Source organism: Vibrio limimangrovi (assembly GCF_054064025.1).
In genome coordinates, this window is record NZ_JBSUGF010000001.1 from 245,842 (window position 1) to 261,517 (window position 15,676).

A 15,676-nucleotide genomic window follows, 5' to 3' on the forward strand; every position below is an offset into this window, starting at 1 on the left:
TTACTAAACGACAAATACAGATAATCCTGTCACGAGATTCGTGACTTCTAACCGTGCTGGGGCGTAATCAAGGTTCCGTAATGCATCTGTTTTGTAGAACAGGACATTTCGGCAGTATGAAGCTGATTAGTGTGTGTTTGTTCAAAGGTTTCAATGTTGGGTTTCCCATTAACATGCTGCCGTTACAGCATTAGTATCCCGTCTATCAACAAATGGCTTTGCCGATACCTACCCTACGTAATGTCACAATCAGCCTGAATGTTCATTACGCGTATCCCCCAGAGATCAACCGTAATAAAATACGCTCCGAGATTGCGCGCGAATTTATCACAAAATAAATTCTTCTGGCAATAATTTTTGTTAATTGATTCACTCTTCTCAATAACATTTATCTAGGTTCAAATCGTATCTAACCGGGTCTTATTGCGAAAGTAGTGAATCAGTTTTATCTCTGATACGTTCAATATGCTGATAAGCATAGATATTTTGGATAATTGGTGCTCGTAGAATTGGCTAACACCAAGAAGTCATGAGGGATTTCAGATGCGAATTAGAGATGAAGGTAATTGTCGATGAAACGATTAGCCAGAAAACAAATACGACAAAGCCCAGCATGTTCATGCTGGGCTTTTACGTTTGGAGCGACACACGAGGTTCGAACTCGTGACCTCAACCTTGGCAAGGTTGCGCTCTACCAACTGAGCTAGTGTCGCAATGTTAAGATGGTGCCCCGGGCCGGACTTGAACCGGCACAGCGCGAACGCCGAGGGATTTTAAATCCCTTGTGTCTACCAATTCCACCACCAGGGCACACAAATATTCTTTGTGATGCCGTTTAGTACGATAAACACCATCTTTGATACCGCTTCTGCGTTATCATTTTAATTTGGAGCGACACACGAGGTTCGAACTCGTGACCTCAACCTTGGCAAGGTTGCGCTCTACCAACTGAGCTAGTGTCGCACTTATTCTCGAAAGCCACTTGCTCTCAAAAGAATAATGGAGGCGCCTCCCGGAGTCGAACCGAGGTCCACGGATTTGCAATCCGCTGCATGGCCACTCTGCCAAGGCGCCTTAATGTTTGAAAAGGTTTAGCTTTCAAACCACCCTTTCGAGCAGTGCTCTCTTGGGTACGGGATGCATTCTACGGATTCGAGCATTCGAGTCAACACTATTTTTATTTTTTTAAATCGTTTGACTAGAATTTGTGCGAAAGACGCTGGATTGCTTAGTTTTAATACAAACAATTGCTCAAATACACTTGTTTATCATCAATTTTTGACTACACACCTCCCCTATAAACTGGAGAGTATGCCTGCATCAACCTTTCATATTGAGGTACATCGTCTTCCCAGTTTAAGAACATAAAGAAAAACAAGATCTACATCACATTTATATCAACCACAGTAAGTAAGTGACCATTAGAAAATTCAAAAGAGCAAATCACAGATAGAAAAAAAGCAGACTTGATAGCCTGCTTTTCAAAAATTTGATTTTTAGTGGTGCTCTTCGTTGAGCAAATCGTCTTTTGCTGCGGCAAGATATTGGATCATTGACCAATACGTCAGGACAGTTGCGATGTATAATGCGGCAAAACCGCCCCAAACCATCCATTCGTCATAACGCCAAATCAACACCCACAAGGCGAACATCTGGGCTACGGTCTTTACTTTACCTACCCACGAAACCGCGACGCTGGCGCGCTTTCCAATTTCCGCCATCCACTCTCTCAAGGCAGAGATGATGATTTCACGGGCAATCATTGTGACCGCAGGAATCGTCACCCAAATGGTGTGATAATGTTCTGTAATCATAATCAGCGCGGTTGCTACCAGAACTTTATCAGCTACTGGATCGATAAACGCACCAAAACGAGAAGTCTGGCCCAGTTTTCGAGCCAACATGCCGTCTAGCCAGTCTGTAAAACCCGCTACCCAAAACACCATTGCCGCAGCAAATGGCGCCCATGAATAAGGCAGATAAAAGACAACCACAAAAACTGGAATTAAGAACAGTCTAAGAAGAGACAGAATGTTCGGGATATTCAATCGCATTTTATTATTCTCTTACACATTGCGTGCTAATGTTGCGGGATTTTCCTTATTGTTTCAATGCTTGAAAAATAATTTCTGCTAAAGAGTGACTAATCCCCGGTACTTTGGCGATTTCTTCGACACTTGCACGCTTAAGCTCCTGCAATCCACCCATATTTTTTAGCAACGCTTGTCGTCGCTTCGGCCCAACACCTTCTATTCCTTCCAAGGCACTTGTGCGTCGTGTTTTGCCACGTTTGGCTCTGTGACCCGCAATAGCATGATTATGGCTCTCATCCCGGATATGTTGAATCAGGTGAAGCGCAGGAGCATCACTTGGCAGATTAAACTCATGTCCATCGACGGTAATTAACGTTTCCAGTCCAGGTTTACGCGTTACCCCTTTCGCAATACCTATCATCATTGGGCGTTTCGGCCAATCACCCCAATACTGTACGATAATCTCATGCGCACGATTGAGCTGCCCTTTACCGCCATCGATAAAGATGATGTCGGGGATCTTTTCTACATCCAACTGTTTGGAATAACGGCGTTCGAGAGCTTGACCCATTGCCGCATAATCATCGCCACCCGTGATACCAGTGATGTTGTAACGGCGATATTCTTGCTTTACCGGGCCTTCATTATTGAAAACCACACACGATGCGATGGTGCTCTCCCCCATTGTGTGCGAAATATCAAAACACTCCATTCGCGCAATAGATTCCATTTTCAACGTTTCACGTAGTTCATGAAAACGCTGATTGATTGTCATCTTATGATTAATTTTAGTGGTAATCGCTGTGAGTGCGTTGGTATTAGAGAGTTTTAGATAACGTCCTCGTACCCCGGTTGGTGACGTATGGAAATGAACCTTACGCCCCGCCACTTCACTGAGAGCTTTTTGAATCGGTTCGATATCAACTGCCAACTCCTGATTCAAAATAATCCGCGCAGGAATGGTACGTGCTTCGTTATGACTCAAATAGTACTGGGTCAAGAAGCTATCAAACACTTCCTGCTGGCTGGTATTCTGAGGAATTTTAGGAAAATGACTTCGGCTACCGAGCACTTTGCCCTGACGAATCATTAAAATATGAATACACGCGATTCCACTTTCTTGCGCAAAGCCCAGTACGTCCATATCGTCCATGCTGTCTTCAGAGACATACTGCTGTTCCTGAACGCGACGGATCGCCTGGATTTGATCGCGAAACTTGGCTGCATCTTCAAAACGTAGCTGCTGGCTAGCATACTCCATTTTTTCAATCAGTAGCTTGAGTACTTGCTGGTCTTTGCCTTGTAAAAACAGACGCACGAGCCCCACCAGCTCGGCGTATTCATCGTCTGAGATGATTGAGCTGACACATGGGCCGGCACAACGTCCAATCTGATACATCAAACATGGTCGGGTCCGGTTTGAATACACCGTATCTTCGCATTGGCGAACAGGAAAAATCTTTTGCAATAAATGCAGAGTTTCTCGTACCGCACCAGAATCAGGATAAGGGCCGAAATACTCACCTTTGCGTTTTTTGGCCCCACGATGCATCGATAATCGAGGGTGTTTGTGACCACTGATAAAGATGTAAGGATAGGATTTATCATCACGCAGCAGAACGTTGTATTTGGGTAAATACTGCTTAATGTAATTATGTTCAAGGATCAACGCTTCGGTCTCGGTGTGAGTCACCGTGACGTCGATTTTAGCAATATTACTCACAAGTGCGCGCGTTTTTTCACTGTCGACTTTTTTGCGAAAGTAACTTGATAAGCGCTTCTGAAGGTCTTTGGCTTTTCCGACATAAATAACAACAGCCTCGGCGTTGTACATTCGGTACACGCCGGGCTGATGAGTTACTGTCTTGAGAAAGGAAGCCGAATCAAAAGGAGGATTCACACTAAAGCGTCTCAGTGTCCAGCATTCCATGACGAATCGCTAAGTGTGTTAACTCAACGTCGCCGTTAATGTCCAGCTTGTTGAACAGTCGGTAACGATAACTGTTCACAGTCTTTGGACTTAGATTAAGTTGTTCAGAAATATCCGTGACTTTCTGACCCTTAGTGATCATTAACATGATCTGCAATTCACGCTCTGATAAATCTTTAAATGGGTTTTCAGAGGCTGGTGAGAATTGACTCAATGCCATCTGCTGCGCTATCTCTGGAGAGATGTAACGCTGCCCACTATTTACCACACGAATCGCATTAACCATCTCATCTGGCCCAGCACCTTTGGTCAAATAACCAGAAGCACCTGCCTGCATCACTTTGGTAGGAAACGGATTTTCCGTATGAACGGTAAGTACGATGATTTTCACATCTGGGTTCACGCGAAGAATTTTCTTAGTAGCTTCCAAACCACCAATTCCTGGCATGTTCATGTCCATTAAAACGACGTCAGCATGATTACTGCGACACCATTTTACTGCCTCTTCACCGCTGTCAGCTTCTCCTGCTACGTTCATTCCACGGACGTCTTCAATAATACGTCGTATCCCTGTGCGAACCAGCTCGTGATCATCTACAAGGAAAACATTTATCAAACTTGTATCTCCACACTTTACTATTGGTTCTGCACCCACATGCTGTTCAATGTGGATATCAGTATGACGCCTAATACTAACGTATTTGGCGAAAAATTGCTTTCTATGAATATGTGCTCAAACGCAAACTTTGGCAAGAACTTATTCATAAACCACTCTGTTATTTCAGCACGTGCAGTGCAGAACCGAATTCTTGTGAAAGTTAATAAACAACATTAAATCCGAGAAATCAAGCAGCTAGATTGCATATTGCCCAGAGCGACTCAATATCAGCCCCAAATGTTCATTCTGTGAGCGAGATAATGGGGTACAGATGCATTCTGTGTGGCCTAAAATCTCTCCTCAATCATAAGGGCCGTGCTTTGCTTATTTATTCGCCAACAAAAATAACACTCTCGGTACAGTTCGTTTCCTTCCTGTTACATGATGCTAGAATACTCCCCTAAGTAATCGATAAGGTTTTTCTCACTTGAACATCCAGCAAGGCTTCCTACTTACTCGTCAGGCACGAGACATCCAAGGTCAGACTCAGATTGAGCTTTGGTTGTCGACAGAAGCTGGACCGACTCAACTACTGATCAATGGGGAAAAACCTGTCTTTTTTATTGCTCAGGGCAATTTGGCGCAAGCGAGAGAAATCGCTCAGTCAAACGGCATTGCGGTCGAGTTCCGCTCATTAGAAATCAAAACGTTCGAACACATCCACCTCGCCGCTTGTTATACGCAACTTGCTAAAGATGCCTTAGCATTTCAGGGAGCGTTAACCCATCACGACATTGTGACTTATGAGGGCGACATTCGTCTTGCTGACCGCTATCTGATGGAGCGATTTATCCGCGGTAGTATTGAGTTTACTGGTAACCATCAAACCGCCAACGGGTTTCAGCGAGTTCAAAACGCAAAATGCCGTTCCGGTGACTACGAGCCTAAACTGCATGTCGTTTCTCTCGACGTAGAGTGCTCTGAAAAAGGCATTCTTTACTCTATCGGCTTGGATAGCCCGATGGATTCACGAGTCATCATGATAGGTGAACCTGAAACTGCAGATACTCCAATCCAATGGGTAAAAGACGAAAAAGCCTTATTGGTCGCTCTGATAGCGTGGTTTAAACAGTTTGACCCCGACGTGGTGGTCGGCTGGAATGTTATCGACTTTGATTTCCGCTTACTGCATAAACGAGCAGAGTGGCACAAGATGAAGCTCAAACTCGGAAGAGCGGATCAGGCAAGTTTTTTCCGTAGTTCATCACAAAGCCAGCAAGGCTTTATTTCTATTCCGGGGCGCGTCGTTATGGATGGTATCGACACACTCAAAACCGCGACCTATCACTTTCGCTCTTGGTCATTGGAGTCCGTTTCTCAAGAACTATTAGGCGAAGGGAAAGAAATTCACAACGTGCATGATCGTATGGATGAGATCAATCGCATGTATCGCTCTGATAAACCCTCTTTAGCGAAGTACAATCTCCAGGACTGCGTGTTGGTGAATAAGATCTTTGAGCATACTCACCTACTTGCTTTTGCAATAGAACGTTCCAGATTAACGGGAGTCGAGTTGGATCGCGTTGGTGGCTCTGTGGCGGCATTTACTAATCTCTACCTGCCGCAAATCCATCGCGCTGGGTACGCTGCACCAAACTTGCATCCGGAAAACTGGATTGCCAGTCCCGGCGGTTATGTGATGGACTCAATTCCGAACCTTTACGACTCGGTATTGGTTCTCGACTTTAAGAGCCTGTACCCGTCAATCATTCGTTCCTTTTTGATTGATCCAATCGGTCTGGTAGAAGGTCTGCGACTCGAGATCGGCAAAGAAGAGGATCAGGCTGTACCCGGTTTTCGTGGTGGTCAGTTCCACCGTACAAAGCACTTTTTACCGGAAATGATCGAAAAACTCTGGGCTGCGCGTGATGTAGCAAAGAAAAACAATGAGAAAGCCTTCTCCCAGGCGATAAAGATCATCATGAACTCATTCTATGGTGTGTTAGGTTCATCAGGTTGTCGCTTTTTCGATACCCGACTGGCCTCCAGTATTACCATGCGTGGGCACGAGATCATGAAGCAAACGAAAGTGCTGATTGAAGACCAAGGTTATCAAGTGATTTATGGAGATACGGACTCGACCTTTGTGTCGTTAAACAGGCCTTATAGTCAGGTCGACGCAGATAAAGTCGGCAATCAGCTAGTGGAATACATTAATCGTTGGTGGCAAGAGCATCTGCGATCAGAATACAACCTCACTTCAATGCTCGAAATAGAATACGAGACTCACTATCGTAAGTTTTTGATGCCGACTATTCGCGGAGCAGAAACCGGCTCCAAAAAGCGTTACGCAGGTTTAATTGGCGAAGGGGCTCAGGAACGCATCATTTTCAAAGGGTTAGAGAGCGCTCGTACAGACTGGACACCGCTCGCTCAGAGATTCCAAAATAAACTCTATGGAATGATCTTCCATGGCGAAGATCCAAGTGAATACGTGCGAGAAATGGTTGAGAAAACCAACAGCGGTGAATTCGACGATCAGCTGGTTTATCAGAAACGCCTGCGGCGCAAATTACACGAATACCAAAAGAACATCCCACCACAAGTACGTGCAGCTCGATTGGCAGACGAAATCAATGCCCGACTTGGCCGCCCTTTGCAGTATCAGAACCGCGGCAGAATTGAGTATGTTATTACGGTAAATGGACCTGAGCCTCATGAGTACCGCAATAGTCCTATTGACTATCAGCACTATATCGATAAGCAGCTAAAACCAGTCGCCGATGCCATTTTGCCATTTATTGGCACTGATTTTGAGACGTTATCTGCGCCGCAGATGGGCTTGTTTTAACAATCGGCTTTAGCTAGCCAATTCGAAACTCTGTTTTTTGATACTGTTTGACCAACCAGTCGCCAAAGCTATCTAAAAGGCCTATCACCGACCGTTTAGGAATAGGCCGTCCTGAGAGTAAAATGCCTAGCCGTTCGATCTCCAATTGCTTTTCCGGATGATAGTTCAAAAAGACCTGACCGCACTCAACTGGGTCATCAAACCATCGCTTATCGCGGTACATAATTAAAGAGTACGATGCTCGAAGTAACTTTTTAGCAATTGTCGTTTGAGCCTGAACCTGCTCGTCAGCAGTTTTTGCCTGTGCAAGCTTGGTGCGATGGACCGAAAGCCACTCATCTACGTCCATATTCCAATGTTTGGCGATCTCCCAACTCGGAACATAATCGCCAAAGCAATCCGCTAAATCATCACCATAGACGCAAACACAGCAATGTCTCAGCATAAAGCCCCAGGTAAAAATACTGTCGAGATTAGCCACATCCGTGACGAGTGCGGTTCGTATTGAGACACCGTTTACTTGCGGGTACCCTTGCTGTGCTCGCCATTTGATGGTGTTCAGCAAAGTGGCTTTGTTCGCTTCAAATTCAGCTTTAGTTACTATGACTAAATCTAGATTGGATTGGCCAGATACTGCGGTTTTTCGAGCAACACTGCCATAGACATACACACTATGTAAGTTCAGTCCCAATCCACTTTTAAGGCATGCAAGGATTTCTCTGATCAGAGGTTCGAATTCTTTTTGAAATGGCTGTTTTGGGTCGATAACAGGAAGAGACATTGTAGATAACAGGAACTCGGACTTAAGACTCAAGGACAATATGATCCACCAGCACTGCTTTTGAATCAAGCCTAATAAGGTGTTTAATCTTGAGCGTTAAGACGAATTTCAGCGATGAATTTTGATGCTTGCCAGACAACTTAACGCTATAATCACCGCGTTTTGCTTAATAAGTATGAATAGGAAAATACAATGCCAAAGGCAAGTGAAATCAAAAAAGGCTTCGCAATCGAGTCGAATGGTAAAACTCTTTTAGTTAAAGACATTGAAGTAACGACTCCTGGCGGTCGTGGCGGCGCTAAAATCTACAAAATGCGTTGTACTGATCTAACGACTGGTGCGCGCGTAGACGAGCGTTACAAGTCTGATGACGTTGTAGAAACAGTAGAAATGAACAAGCGAGCAGTCGTGTACTCTTACGCAGACGGCGATGAGCACATCTTCATGGACAACTCAGACTACTCACAATACACATTTAAACAAAGTGAAGTAGAAGATGAGCTACTGTTCATCAACGAAGATACTCAAGGTATCCACATTATCTTGATCAACGGTTCTGCTGTAGGTCTTGAACTGCCATCTTCTGTTGAACTCGTGATCGAAGAAACTGACCCATCAATAAAAGGCGCGTCAGCATCTGCTCGTACTAAACCAGCTCGCTTTGCTTCTGGCTTGGTTATCCAAGTTCCAGAATACATTGCAACTGGTGATCGCGTAATTATCAACACATCTGAACGCAAATACATGAGCCGAGCATAAGCATGTCTGATTTGATTTCTTACGACGATGTTATCGACGCTGCGTACGACATTTTCCTGGAAATGGCTCCAGATAACCTAGAGCCAGCTGATGTCATTCTGTTTACCGCACAATTTGAAGATCGTGGCGCCGCAGAACTTGTAGAAACCGGTGAAGACTGGGTTGAGCATGTTGGCTTTGAGATTGAAAAAGAAGTGTATGCAGAAGTTCGAATTGGCCTGGTAAACGAGGAAAATGACGAACTTGATGACGTGTTCGCTCGTATGCTAATCAGCCGAGACCCAGACCATAAGTTCTGTCATATGCTTTGGAAGCGCGATTAACGCCTCCCTCACCATGATTAAAAACACCAGCTTATACGAGCTGGTGTTTTTTTATCTCTAAAGAAGCTCCCAATTGCCCGCTTTTCAGATAAGAAAAAGGCTTGCTAAATTGGCAAGCCTTTATGATTTTTAGTACCGATTAACGATTTTTGTTTCGCACGCCTTGCTCACCAGCACTTTTCTTTGGCTTGCGGCGAGAAGGGTTGTTGCTGCGACCTTTAGGCGTGTTTACACGCTCTTCGTGACGCTTAACTGCACGACGGATTTTTTGGCTACGAGCACGCTCACGCTTACGTGACGTGTTATCTTTGTTCAGATCAAGCATAGTCTCTTTTTCTGGACGAAGTTCGACAAGCTCACGCAGGTAGTTGACTTCCTTCAGATCCAGTTCCATCCAACCACCACGAGGCAGTTTCTTGTCCAGGAAGATATCACCGTAGCGAACACGCTTCAGACGACTTACCGTACAATCCTGAGATTCCCATAAACGACGAACCTCACGGTTACGGCCTTCATTGATTACAACGTAAAACGTGTGGTTCATACCTTCACCACCCGCGTAAACAACGTCTTCAAAGCGAGCCATACCATCTTCTAGCTCAACGCCTTTTACCAGATTACGAACTTTTTGTTCAGTTACTTCACCGAACACACGTACTAGGTATTCACGTTCAACTTGACGGCTTGGGTGCATTAAGCGATTCGCCAATTCACCATCAGTAGTGAAAAGCAACAGACCAGAGGTGTTTGCATCCAGACGACCTACTGAAATCCAACGCGAGCCACGAATTTTTGGCAGGCGATCGAAAACGGTACGACGACCCTCTGGATCATGACGAGTACACAGTTCACCTTCCGGTTTGTAGTATGCCAGCACACGACAAATCACTTCATCTTGTATCTTCGCAGATACAATGTGACCATCGATACGAATGACACTGCTCTCATCTTCAAGTCTTTCACCAAGTTTAGCTACCATACCGTTCACACTTACGCGACCGGATTTGATTAACGATTCAATCTCACGACGAGAACCGTGACCAGCACGTGCTAATACTTTTTGTAACTTTTCGCTCATTTATCTACCTATGTGTCGTCTTCACAGACGTCTAGACCAGGATTGGTCTGCATTATGCAAGTACCCATTAGCATGGGATTTTTTTTGGTCGCACATTATAAGTGATTCTTCAGCTGAATGTAAGCAAAATCCACTCTATATCTACGCCAATTATTTTTCATCTAATCCGGACTATTTATTGATACTTTGAGCGAATTATTGCCATAAAACTTATTCAAATGGTGCCGGGTCACCTGAACCGACGCGAACCACAACAGGGTCGCCTTCGCTAAAGTCGATAACCGTTGTTGGTTGCTCGCCGAGGAAACCGCCATTAAGTATCACATCAACCGCATGCTCCAACTTGTCACGGATATCTTCAGGGTCCGACTCAGTGACATCACTGTTTGGAAGTATCAATGACGTAGACATCATCGGCTCTCCAAGCGCTTCTAACAAATCGAGGGCAATTTTGTTATCTGGAACACGGATACCAATTGTCTTACGCTTTGCATTCATCAAACGACGAGGCACTTCTTTTGTGCCTTTGAAGATAAATGTGTAAGGCCCCGGAGTATTGTTTTTCAGCAATCGAAATGCACCATTATCCACACGAGCATAAAGTGAAATCTCTGATAAATCGCGACACAACAACGTAAAGTTGTGCTTGTCATCTAAACGACGAATCTGACAGATACGCTCTAACGCCTGTTTGTTCTCCAGCTGACAGCCAAGTGCATAACCTGAATCGGTTGGATAAACCACGACACCGCCGTTACGAATGATTGCTACTGCTTGATTAATCAAGCGAGCCTGTGGATTTTCTGGATGAACGTAAAAAAACTGGCTCATTGTAATTCCTCATTATCGAACCTCTCGGCTCTATATATTTATGGAGCTTGAACGCCATCTTGTTGATCGTTAATCAACGAAGGATCAATACCCCAATCTTTCCAAACTGGTTCTACGCCTGCAGGCAACCAGAGGTTTCTACCCAACTCCATCCACGGAGATGGATAGTGAAAGTCGCTACCTTGGGAGGCTAATAGTTTGTATTGTATAGCATAATCTGCCAGATTGCGCCTTTCTTGTTGTGGCTGTTGTGGTTGAGCAACTTCCATCGCGTCACCATTTGCTTCAACGAATGCCGCCAAAAGGCGTTTAATCCACTTCGCTGTCAGCTGATATCGGCCCGGATGAGCTAACACCGCATGACCACCAGCAGCATGAATTGCATCGACCGCGTCTTTCATCGAGCACCAATTAGGTGGCACATAACCCGGGTTGTTGCGCGTTAAGTATTGTTTAAACACCATTTGCATGTTTTTGGCAAAGCCATTATCCACCAACCACTTGGCAAAGTGAGCGCGTGTAATAGGTGCATCACCGGCGATAAGCTGGACTTCTTCTAATACACCTTCACGAGTTGCTTTCTCGAGACGAGAAGCGATCAACTCTGCACGAGCAATTCGATGTTGTTTTTGTTGCTCAATGAGTGTCGTCAATGCCGAGTTATCAGGATCAATATTTAAGCCCACGATATGGATATCTTTATTTTGCCAAACCGTTGATATTTCGATGCCGTTAATAATTTTTATCGGCAATTGGTTCTCTTCCACATACTGCTTTGCGGGTGTCAAACCATCAACGGTATCATGATCTGTAATCGCCAAAACTTCTATATCAAAACTCAGTGCCCTATCCACTAAATCTTTTGGTTCAAATCGGCCATCTGAGGCAGTGGTATGGCTATGTAAATCAATTCTCATATTTTTATCGTTTTAATATTGTTTTGGGGTTGACTTTTTACCTCCGCACTAGTTAACTAGTACGAAAATACAGAACACTTAATTCAAGGCTCACTATGTTACAAGAAACGACCCAAAACCAAAAAGCGAAAGTTGCGGTTTGTCTTAGAAAGACAAACTCGTCAAATGTTGCTTGGTGGCGCACTTGGACAAGTTCTTGGTGGGCAAACGTGTACTTCTAGTTTAGAGAATTAAACGTTAAAAAGCCCGCTGCTAAAGCGGGCTTTTTAATTTATCGCCCTTTTCAAGTTCAACTGCTTAAACATTAGCCGGATATCGTAAACTCTTAATTGGGACAACGCTTACTTTATGCCACTATGTGCAGCAGGAAGATTAAAACAGCTATAAGGAGGTCTTGTGAACAAGGCCATTGAAATCAAGAATCTTGGACAACTGGAAGTGTTAACTGCTTCTGTTCCTTACACTCAGGACCCAACCCGCTTGTTTCACACCCTATGTGAAAACAAAACGGATAGCTTACTTCTGGAATCAGCGGAAATTGATTCGAAACAGGACTTGAAGTCGCTGATGATTGTCGACTCTGCCGTTAGAGTAATTTGTTATGACCATACCGTAAGCCTTCACGCCTTAACGGAAAATGGTAAAAACTTGCTCGCGCATTTAAACCAGAATGTACGAGGCGAAATCTCCGCTCAATTTAATGGTGAGACCCTTACTCTGGAATTCACCCAACCATGCGACACTCTGGATGAAGATTCCCGTTTGCGCGAAGCTTCCACATTTGATGCGCTGCGCTTAATTCAACATAGTTTCGATATTTCTGATGAAGACAAACACGCTATTTTCTTGGGTGGTTTGTTTGCTTATGATCTGGTTGCGAACTTCGAACCGTTAGGCAATGCAGAAGCAACCAACCAGTGCCCTGATTACGTATTTTACGTCGCTGAAACTTTGCTTGTCGTTGATCACCAAACCGAATCTTGCCAATTGCAAGCCACTCTTTTTGGCGATAATTCGCAGAAGGCCACGCTAGAAGCACGCATTGCTGAAATTAGCGCACAATGTGCTTCACCTAAGCATCTACCGAACGCAACGAAACTTGCCGATGTGACAGTGCAAACCAGTATTTCAGATGAAGACTTCTGCCAGATTGTTCGCGACTTAAAAGAATACGTAGTGAAAGGCGATATTTTCCAGGTAGTCCCTTCACGTCGTTTTACCCTGCCATGCCCTTCTCCGCTAGCTGCGTATAAAGAGCTGAAAACAAGTAACCCAAGTCCATACATGTTCTACATGCAAGATGAGCTATTCACGCTATTTGGTGCGTCGCCAGAAAGCGCTCTGAAGTACGAAACAGAAACCAACCAGGTTGAGATATACCCAATCGCGGGGACTCGCCGCCGTGGCAAACGTCCAAACGGTGATATCGATTTTGATCTGGACAGCCGTATTGAGCTTGAACTGCGTACCGACATGAAAGAAAACGCAGAACACATGATGCTGGTCGACCTGGCTCGTAACGATGTAGCGCGAATCTCTGCCGCGGGCACTCGCCACGTAGCAGACTTGCTAAAAGTTGACCGTTACAGCCACGTGATGCACTTAGTCTCTCGAGTTGTTGGCCAGCTACGAGAAGATCTCGACGCATTACATGCTTATCAGGCAAGCATGAACATGGGTACGCTTACTGGCGCACCAAAAATTCGTGCCATGCAGTTAATTCGTGACGTGGAAGGTGTTCGCCGCGGAAGCTATGGCGGTGCAGTTGGCTACCTAACCGGAGAAGGCACGCTAGATACTTGTATCGTGATTCGTTCAGCGTATGTTGAAAACGGTATCGCTCAGGTACAAGCCGGGGCAGGTGTGGTATTCGATTCGGATCCACAAGCGGAAGCGGACGAAACACGCGGTAAGGCACAAGCCGTTATTTCTGCTATTCAAGCAGCGCATAAGGAGTAGCAGTTCATGGCTAACATTGTATTTATCGATAACTTTGATTCATTCACTTATAACCTGGTGGATCAATTTCGTTCACTTGGTCATTGCGTAACAATTTACCGGAATAACATCCCGGCAGAGCAAATTGAACAAGCGGTGAATGGACTTGAGAATCCTGTTGTTCTGCTCTCTCCTGGTCCAGGCACGCCATCCGAAGCAGGGTCGATGCCAGACTTAATTCAGCGTATGAAAGGCAAAGTCCCAATCATCGGCGTGTGTCTTGGTCATCAGGCTATTGTTGAAGCCTATGGTGGTACCGTTGCAGGTGCCGGCGAAATTATTCACGGTAAAGTATCGATGATGGAGCACCAAAACCATGCCACTTACGCCAATCTGCCATCACCATTGGCTATCGCGCGTTACCACTCTTTAGTAGCGACCTTTGTGCCTGAAGAGCTGACCATTACAGCCGAAGTCGATGGATTGACCATGTCTGTTGTACATGAACAAGATAAAGTTTGCGGATTCCAGTTCCATCCGGAATCAATTATGACCACCTATGGGGCAACTTTATTAGCTAATGCGATCGAATGGGCGCTTGAGAAAAACAACGCATAAGGAAAGCGGGAGAAGAATTATGGAAGCGATTATAAAAAAACTGTACGAACAGCAGCCTCTGACTCAAGCAGAAAGCCAACAACTGTTCGATACCATTATCCGTGGTGAGCTTGATCCAATTTTAATGGCTTCAGCCCTGACGGCACTAAAAATTAAAGGTGAAACCCCTGACGAAATTACAGGGGCAGCGAAAGCACTACTTGCAAATGCGAAACCGTTCCCGCGTCCGGATTACGACTTTGCCGATATCGTTGGTACTGGTGGCGACGGGCACGACACCATCAATATTTCAACCACAGCAGCATTTGTCGCTGCAGCGTGCGGTCTGAAAATCGCGAAGCACGGTAACCGTAGCGTATCCAGCAAGTCTGGCTCTTCCGATTTGCTGGATTCTTTCGGCATCAATCTGGCGATGAGCCCGGAAGACACACGTAAAGCAATGGATGACATCGGTGTCGCCTTCCTGTTTGCCCCGCAATACCACGGTGGTTTCCGCCATGCGATGCCAGTCCGTCAAACCATGAAAACACGCACTATCTTCAATATTCTGGGCCCGCTGATTAACCCGGCACGCCCTAACATTGAATTAATGGGCGTTTACAGTGAAGAACTGGTTCGTCCTATCGCAGAAACCATGTTACAAATGGGTATGAAGCGCGCAGCAGTAGTACACGGTAGTGGTCTCGATGAAGTCGCCATTCACGGTCCAACCACAGTGGCAGAAATCAAAGATGGACAGATCGTCGAATACACACTGACGCCAGAAGACTTCGGTTTACAGGAATACCCGCTAGAAGCAATTAAAGGCGGTGCTCCGGAAGAGAATAAAGCAATCATAACCAACATTCTGACAGGAAAAGGAACGGACGCTCAGCTTAGCGCTGTTGCTGCAAACGTAGCATTACTCATGCGTCTGTTCGGTCATGAAGATTTAAAAGCCAATGCTCAAAAAGCGATTGAGGCAATGAACTCAGGTAAGGCTTATCAGTTGGTACAGCGACTTGCCGCACACGCTTAAG

At 45.2% G+C, this 15,676-nt stretch carries 14 protein-coding genes, 4 tRNA genes and 1 other annotated feature; of the genes, 7 read left to right on the forward strand and 11 right to left on the reverse strand.

What is annotated here, in order from left to right; translation table 11 throughout:
• Positions 1-637: 637 nt before the first annotated feature.
• From ACWYU8_RS01130 to uvrY, 7 genes are all read right to left on the reverse strand, one after another.
• Positions 638-713 (reverse strand) — tRNA-Gly (locus ACWYU8_RS01130).
• Between the two features lie 10 nt (positions 714-723).
• Positions 724-810, reverse strand: a tRNA-Leu gene (locus ACWYU8_RS01135).
• 77 nt (positions 811-887) lie between these two features.
• Positions 888-963 (reverse strand) — tRNA-Gly (locus ACWYU8_RS01140).
• A gap of 37 nt (positions 964-1,000) precedes the next feature.
• Positions 1,001-1,074 (reverse strand) — tRNA-Cys (locus tag ACWYU8_RS01145).
• A gap of 422 nt (positions 1,075-1,496) precedes the next feature.
• A complete protein-coding gene (gene pgsA / locus ACWYU8_RS01150; protein ID WP_457516403.1) occupies positions 1,497-2,054 on the reverse strand; it encodes a CDP-diacylglycerol--glycerol-3-phosphate 3-phosphatidyltransferase in 558 nt (185 codons plus the stop codon).
• Positions 2,055-2,100: 46 nt separating this feature from the next.
• Positions 2,101-3,963, reverse strand: coding sequence for an excinuclease ABC subunit UvrC (gene uvrC / locus ACWYU8_RS01155; protein ID WP_457516405.1), 1,863 nt, complete (start codon positions 3,961-3,963; stop codon positions 2,101-2,103).
• Positions 3,935-4,579, reverse strand: coding sequence for a UvrY/SirA/GacA family response regulator transcription factor (gene uvrY / locus ACWYU8_RS01160; RefSeq protein ID WP_444495172.1), 645 nt, complete (start codon positions 4,577-4,579; stop codon positions 3,935-3,937). Before uvrY ends, uvrC begins: the two co-directional genes overlap by 29 nt.
• Positions 4,580-5,048: 469 nt before the next feature.
• Between uvrY and ACWYU8_RS01165 the strand changes: the two genes are divergently transcribed.
• Positions 5,049-7,412: a DNA polymerase II gene (locus ACWYU8_RS01165; RefSeq protein ID WP_457516408.1), complete on the forward strand. Its 2,364-nt coding sequence runs from the start codon at positions 5,049-5,051 to the stop codon at positions 7,410-7,412.
• A 13-nt stretch (positions 7,413-7,425) separates the two neighbouring features.
• On the opposite strand, the gene ACWYU8_RS01170 is transcribed toward ACWYU8_RS01165, so the two are convergent.
• Positions 7,426-8,193, reverse strand: coding sequence for a nucleotidyltransferase domain-containing protein (locus ACWYU8_RS01170; protein WP_457516688.1), 768 nt, complete (start codon positions 8,191-8,193; stop codon positions 7,426-7,428).
• 192 nt (positions 8,194-8,385) lie between these two features.
• Between ACWYU8_RS01170 and efpL the strand changes: the two genes are divergently transcribed.
• Together efpL and ACWYU8_RS01180 are read left to right on the forward strand one after the other, a co-directional pair.
• The gene (gene efpL / locus ACWYU8_RS01175; protein ID WP_457516410.1) at positions 8,386-8,952 is read left to right on the forward strand and encodes an elongation factor P-like protein EfpL; all 567 of its coding nucleotides are present in this window, start codon (positions 8,386-8,388) and stop codon (positions 8,950-8,952) included.
• Between the two features lie 2 nt (positions 8,953-8,954).
• Positions 8,955-9,275 (forward strand): HI1450 family dsDNA-mimic protein, encoded by a 321-nt coding sequence (locus ACWYU8_RS01180; protein ID WP_457516412.1) that lies wholly within the window; start codon positions 8,955-8,957, stop codon positions 9,273-9,275.
• A 139-nt stretch (positions 9,276-9,414) separates the two neighbouring features.
• Here ACWYU8_RS01180 and rluB read toward each other — a convergent pair whose 3' ends face one another.
• From rluB to rnm, 3 genes are all read right to left on the reverse strand, one after another.
• On the reverse strand, positions 9,415-10,353 hold the full coding sequence (gene rluB / locus ACWYU8_RS01185; protein WP_444495175.1) for a 23S rRNA pseudouridine(2605) synthase RluB: 939 nt from the start codon (positions 10,351-10,353) through the stop codon (positions 9,415-9,417).
• A 210-nt stretch (positions 10,354-10,563) separates the two neighbouring features.
• The gene (locus ACWYU8_RS01190) at positions 10,564-11,184 is read right to left on the reverse strand and encodes an L-threonylcarbamoyladenylate synthase (protein WP_457516414.1); all 621 of its coding nucleotides are present in this window, start codon (positions 11,182-11,184) and stop codon (positions 10,564-10,566) included.
• 38 nt (positions 11,185-11,222) lie between these two features.
• Complete coding sequence (gene rnm / locus ACWYU8_RS01195; RefSeq protein WP_457516416.1) at positions 11,223-12,101, reverse strand: RNase RNM; 879 nt, start codon at positions 12,099-12,101, stop codon at positions 11,223-11,225.
• A 95-nt stretch (positions 12,102-12,196) separates the two neighbouring features.
• Here rnm and ACWYU8_RS01200 point away from each other — a divergent pair, with 95 nt between their 5' ends.
• The 4 genes from ACWYU8_RS01200 (at position 12,197) to trpD (ending at position 15,675) form a co-directional block, all read left to right on the forward strand.
• Positions 12,197-12,322 carry a Trp operon leader peptide gene (locus tag ACWYU8_RS01200; RefSeq protein ID WP_457516418.1) on the forward strand — a complete coding sequence of 42 codons (126 nt, stop codon included), beginning with the start codon at positions 12,197-12,199 and terminating at the stop codon, positions 12,320-12,322.
• Positions 12,269-12,372, forward strand: a sequence feature (Trp leader region). It overlaps the preceding gene by 54 nt.
• Before the next feature lie 125 nt (positions 12,373-12,497).
• Entirely contained in the window at positions 12,498-14,060 is a 1,563-nt protein-coding gene (locus ACWYU8_RS01205; protein WP_457516420.1) for an anthranilate synthase component 1, read from the forward strand.
• Positions 14,061-14,066: 6 nt separating this feature from the next.
• Positions 14,067-14,657, forward strand: a complete 591-nt coding sequence (locus ACWYU8_RS01210) for an aminodeoxychorismate/anthranilate synthase component II (protein ID WP_457516421.1) — start codon at positions 14,067-14,069, stop codon at positions 14,655-14,657.
• 19 nt (positions 14,658-14,676) lie between these two features.
• Entirely contained in the window at positions 14,677-15,675 is a 999-nt protein-coding gene (gene trpD / locus ACWYU8_RS01215; RefSeq protein WP_457516423.1) for an anthranilate phosphoribosyltransferase, read from the forward strand.
• The last annotated feature ends 1 nt before the right edge of the window (position 15,676 follow it).

Coding starts and splice junctions, on each gene's coding strand:
- ACWYU8_RS01210 (WP_457516421.1), top strand. CDS start 14,067: ATGGCTAACATTGTATTTATCGATAACTTTGATTCATTCACTTATAAC.
- efpL (WP_457516410.1), top strand. CDS start 8,386: ATGCCAAAGGCAAGTGAAATCAAAAAAGGCTTCGCAATCGAGTCGAAT.
- trpD (WP_457516423.1), top strand. CDS start 14,677: ATGGAAGCGATTATAAAAAAACTGTACGAACAGCAGCCTCTGACTCAA.
- ACWYU8_RS01190 (WP_457516414.1), bottom strand. CDS start 11,184: ATGAGCCAGTTTTTTTACGTTCATCCAGAAAATCCACAGGCTCGCTTG.
- uvrC (WP_457516405.1), bottom strand. CDS start 3,963: ATGGAATGCTGGACACTGAGACGCTTTAGTGTGAATCCTCCTTTTGAT.
- rnm (WP_457516416.1), bottom strand. CDS start 12,101: ATGAGAATTGATTTACATAGCCATACCACTGCCTCAGATGGCCGATTT.
- ACWYU8_RS01180 (WP_457516412.1), top strand. CDS start 8,955: ATGTCTGATTTGATTTCTTACGACGATGTTATCGACGCTGCGTACGAC.
- ACWYU8_RS01200 (WP_457516418.1), top strand. CDS start 12,197: ATGTTACAAGAAACGACCCAAAACCAAAAAGCGAAAGTTGCGGTTTGT.
- rluB (WP_444495175.1), bottom strand. CDS start 10,353: ATGAGCGAAAAGTTACAAAAAGTATTAGCACGTGCTGGTCACGGTTCT.
- ACWYU8_RS01170 (WP_457516688.1), bottom strand. CDS start 8,193: ATGTCTCTTCCTGTTATCGACCCAAAACAGCCATTTCAAAAAGAATTC.
- pgsA (WP_457516403.1), bottom strand. CDS start 2,054: ATGCGATTGAATATCCCGAACATTCTGTCTCTTCTTAGACTGTTCTTA.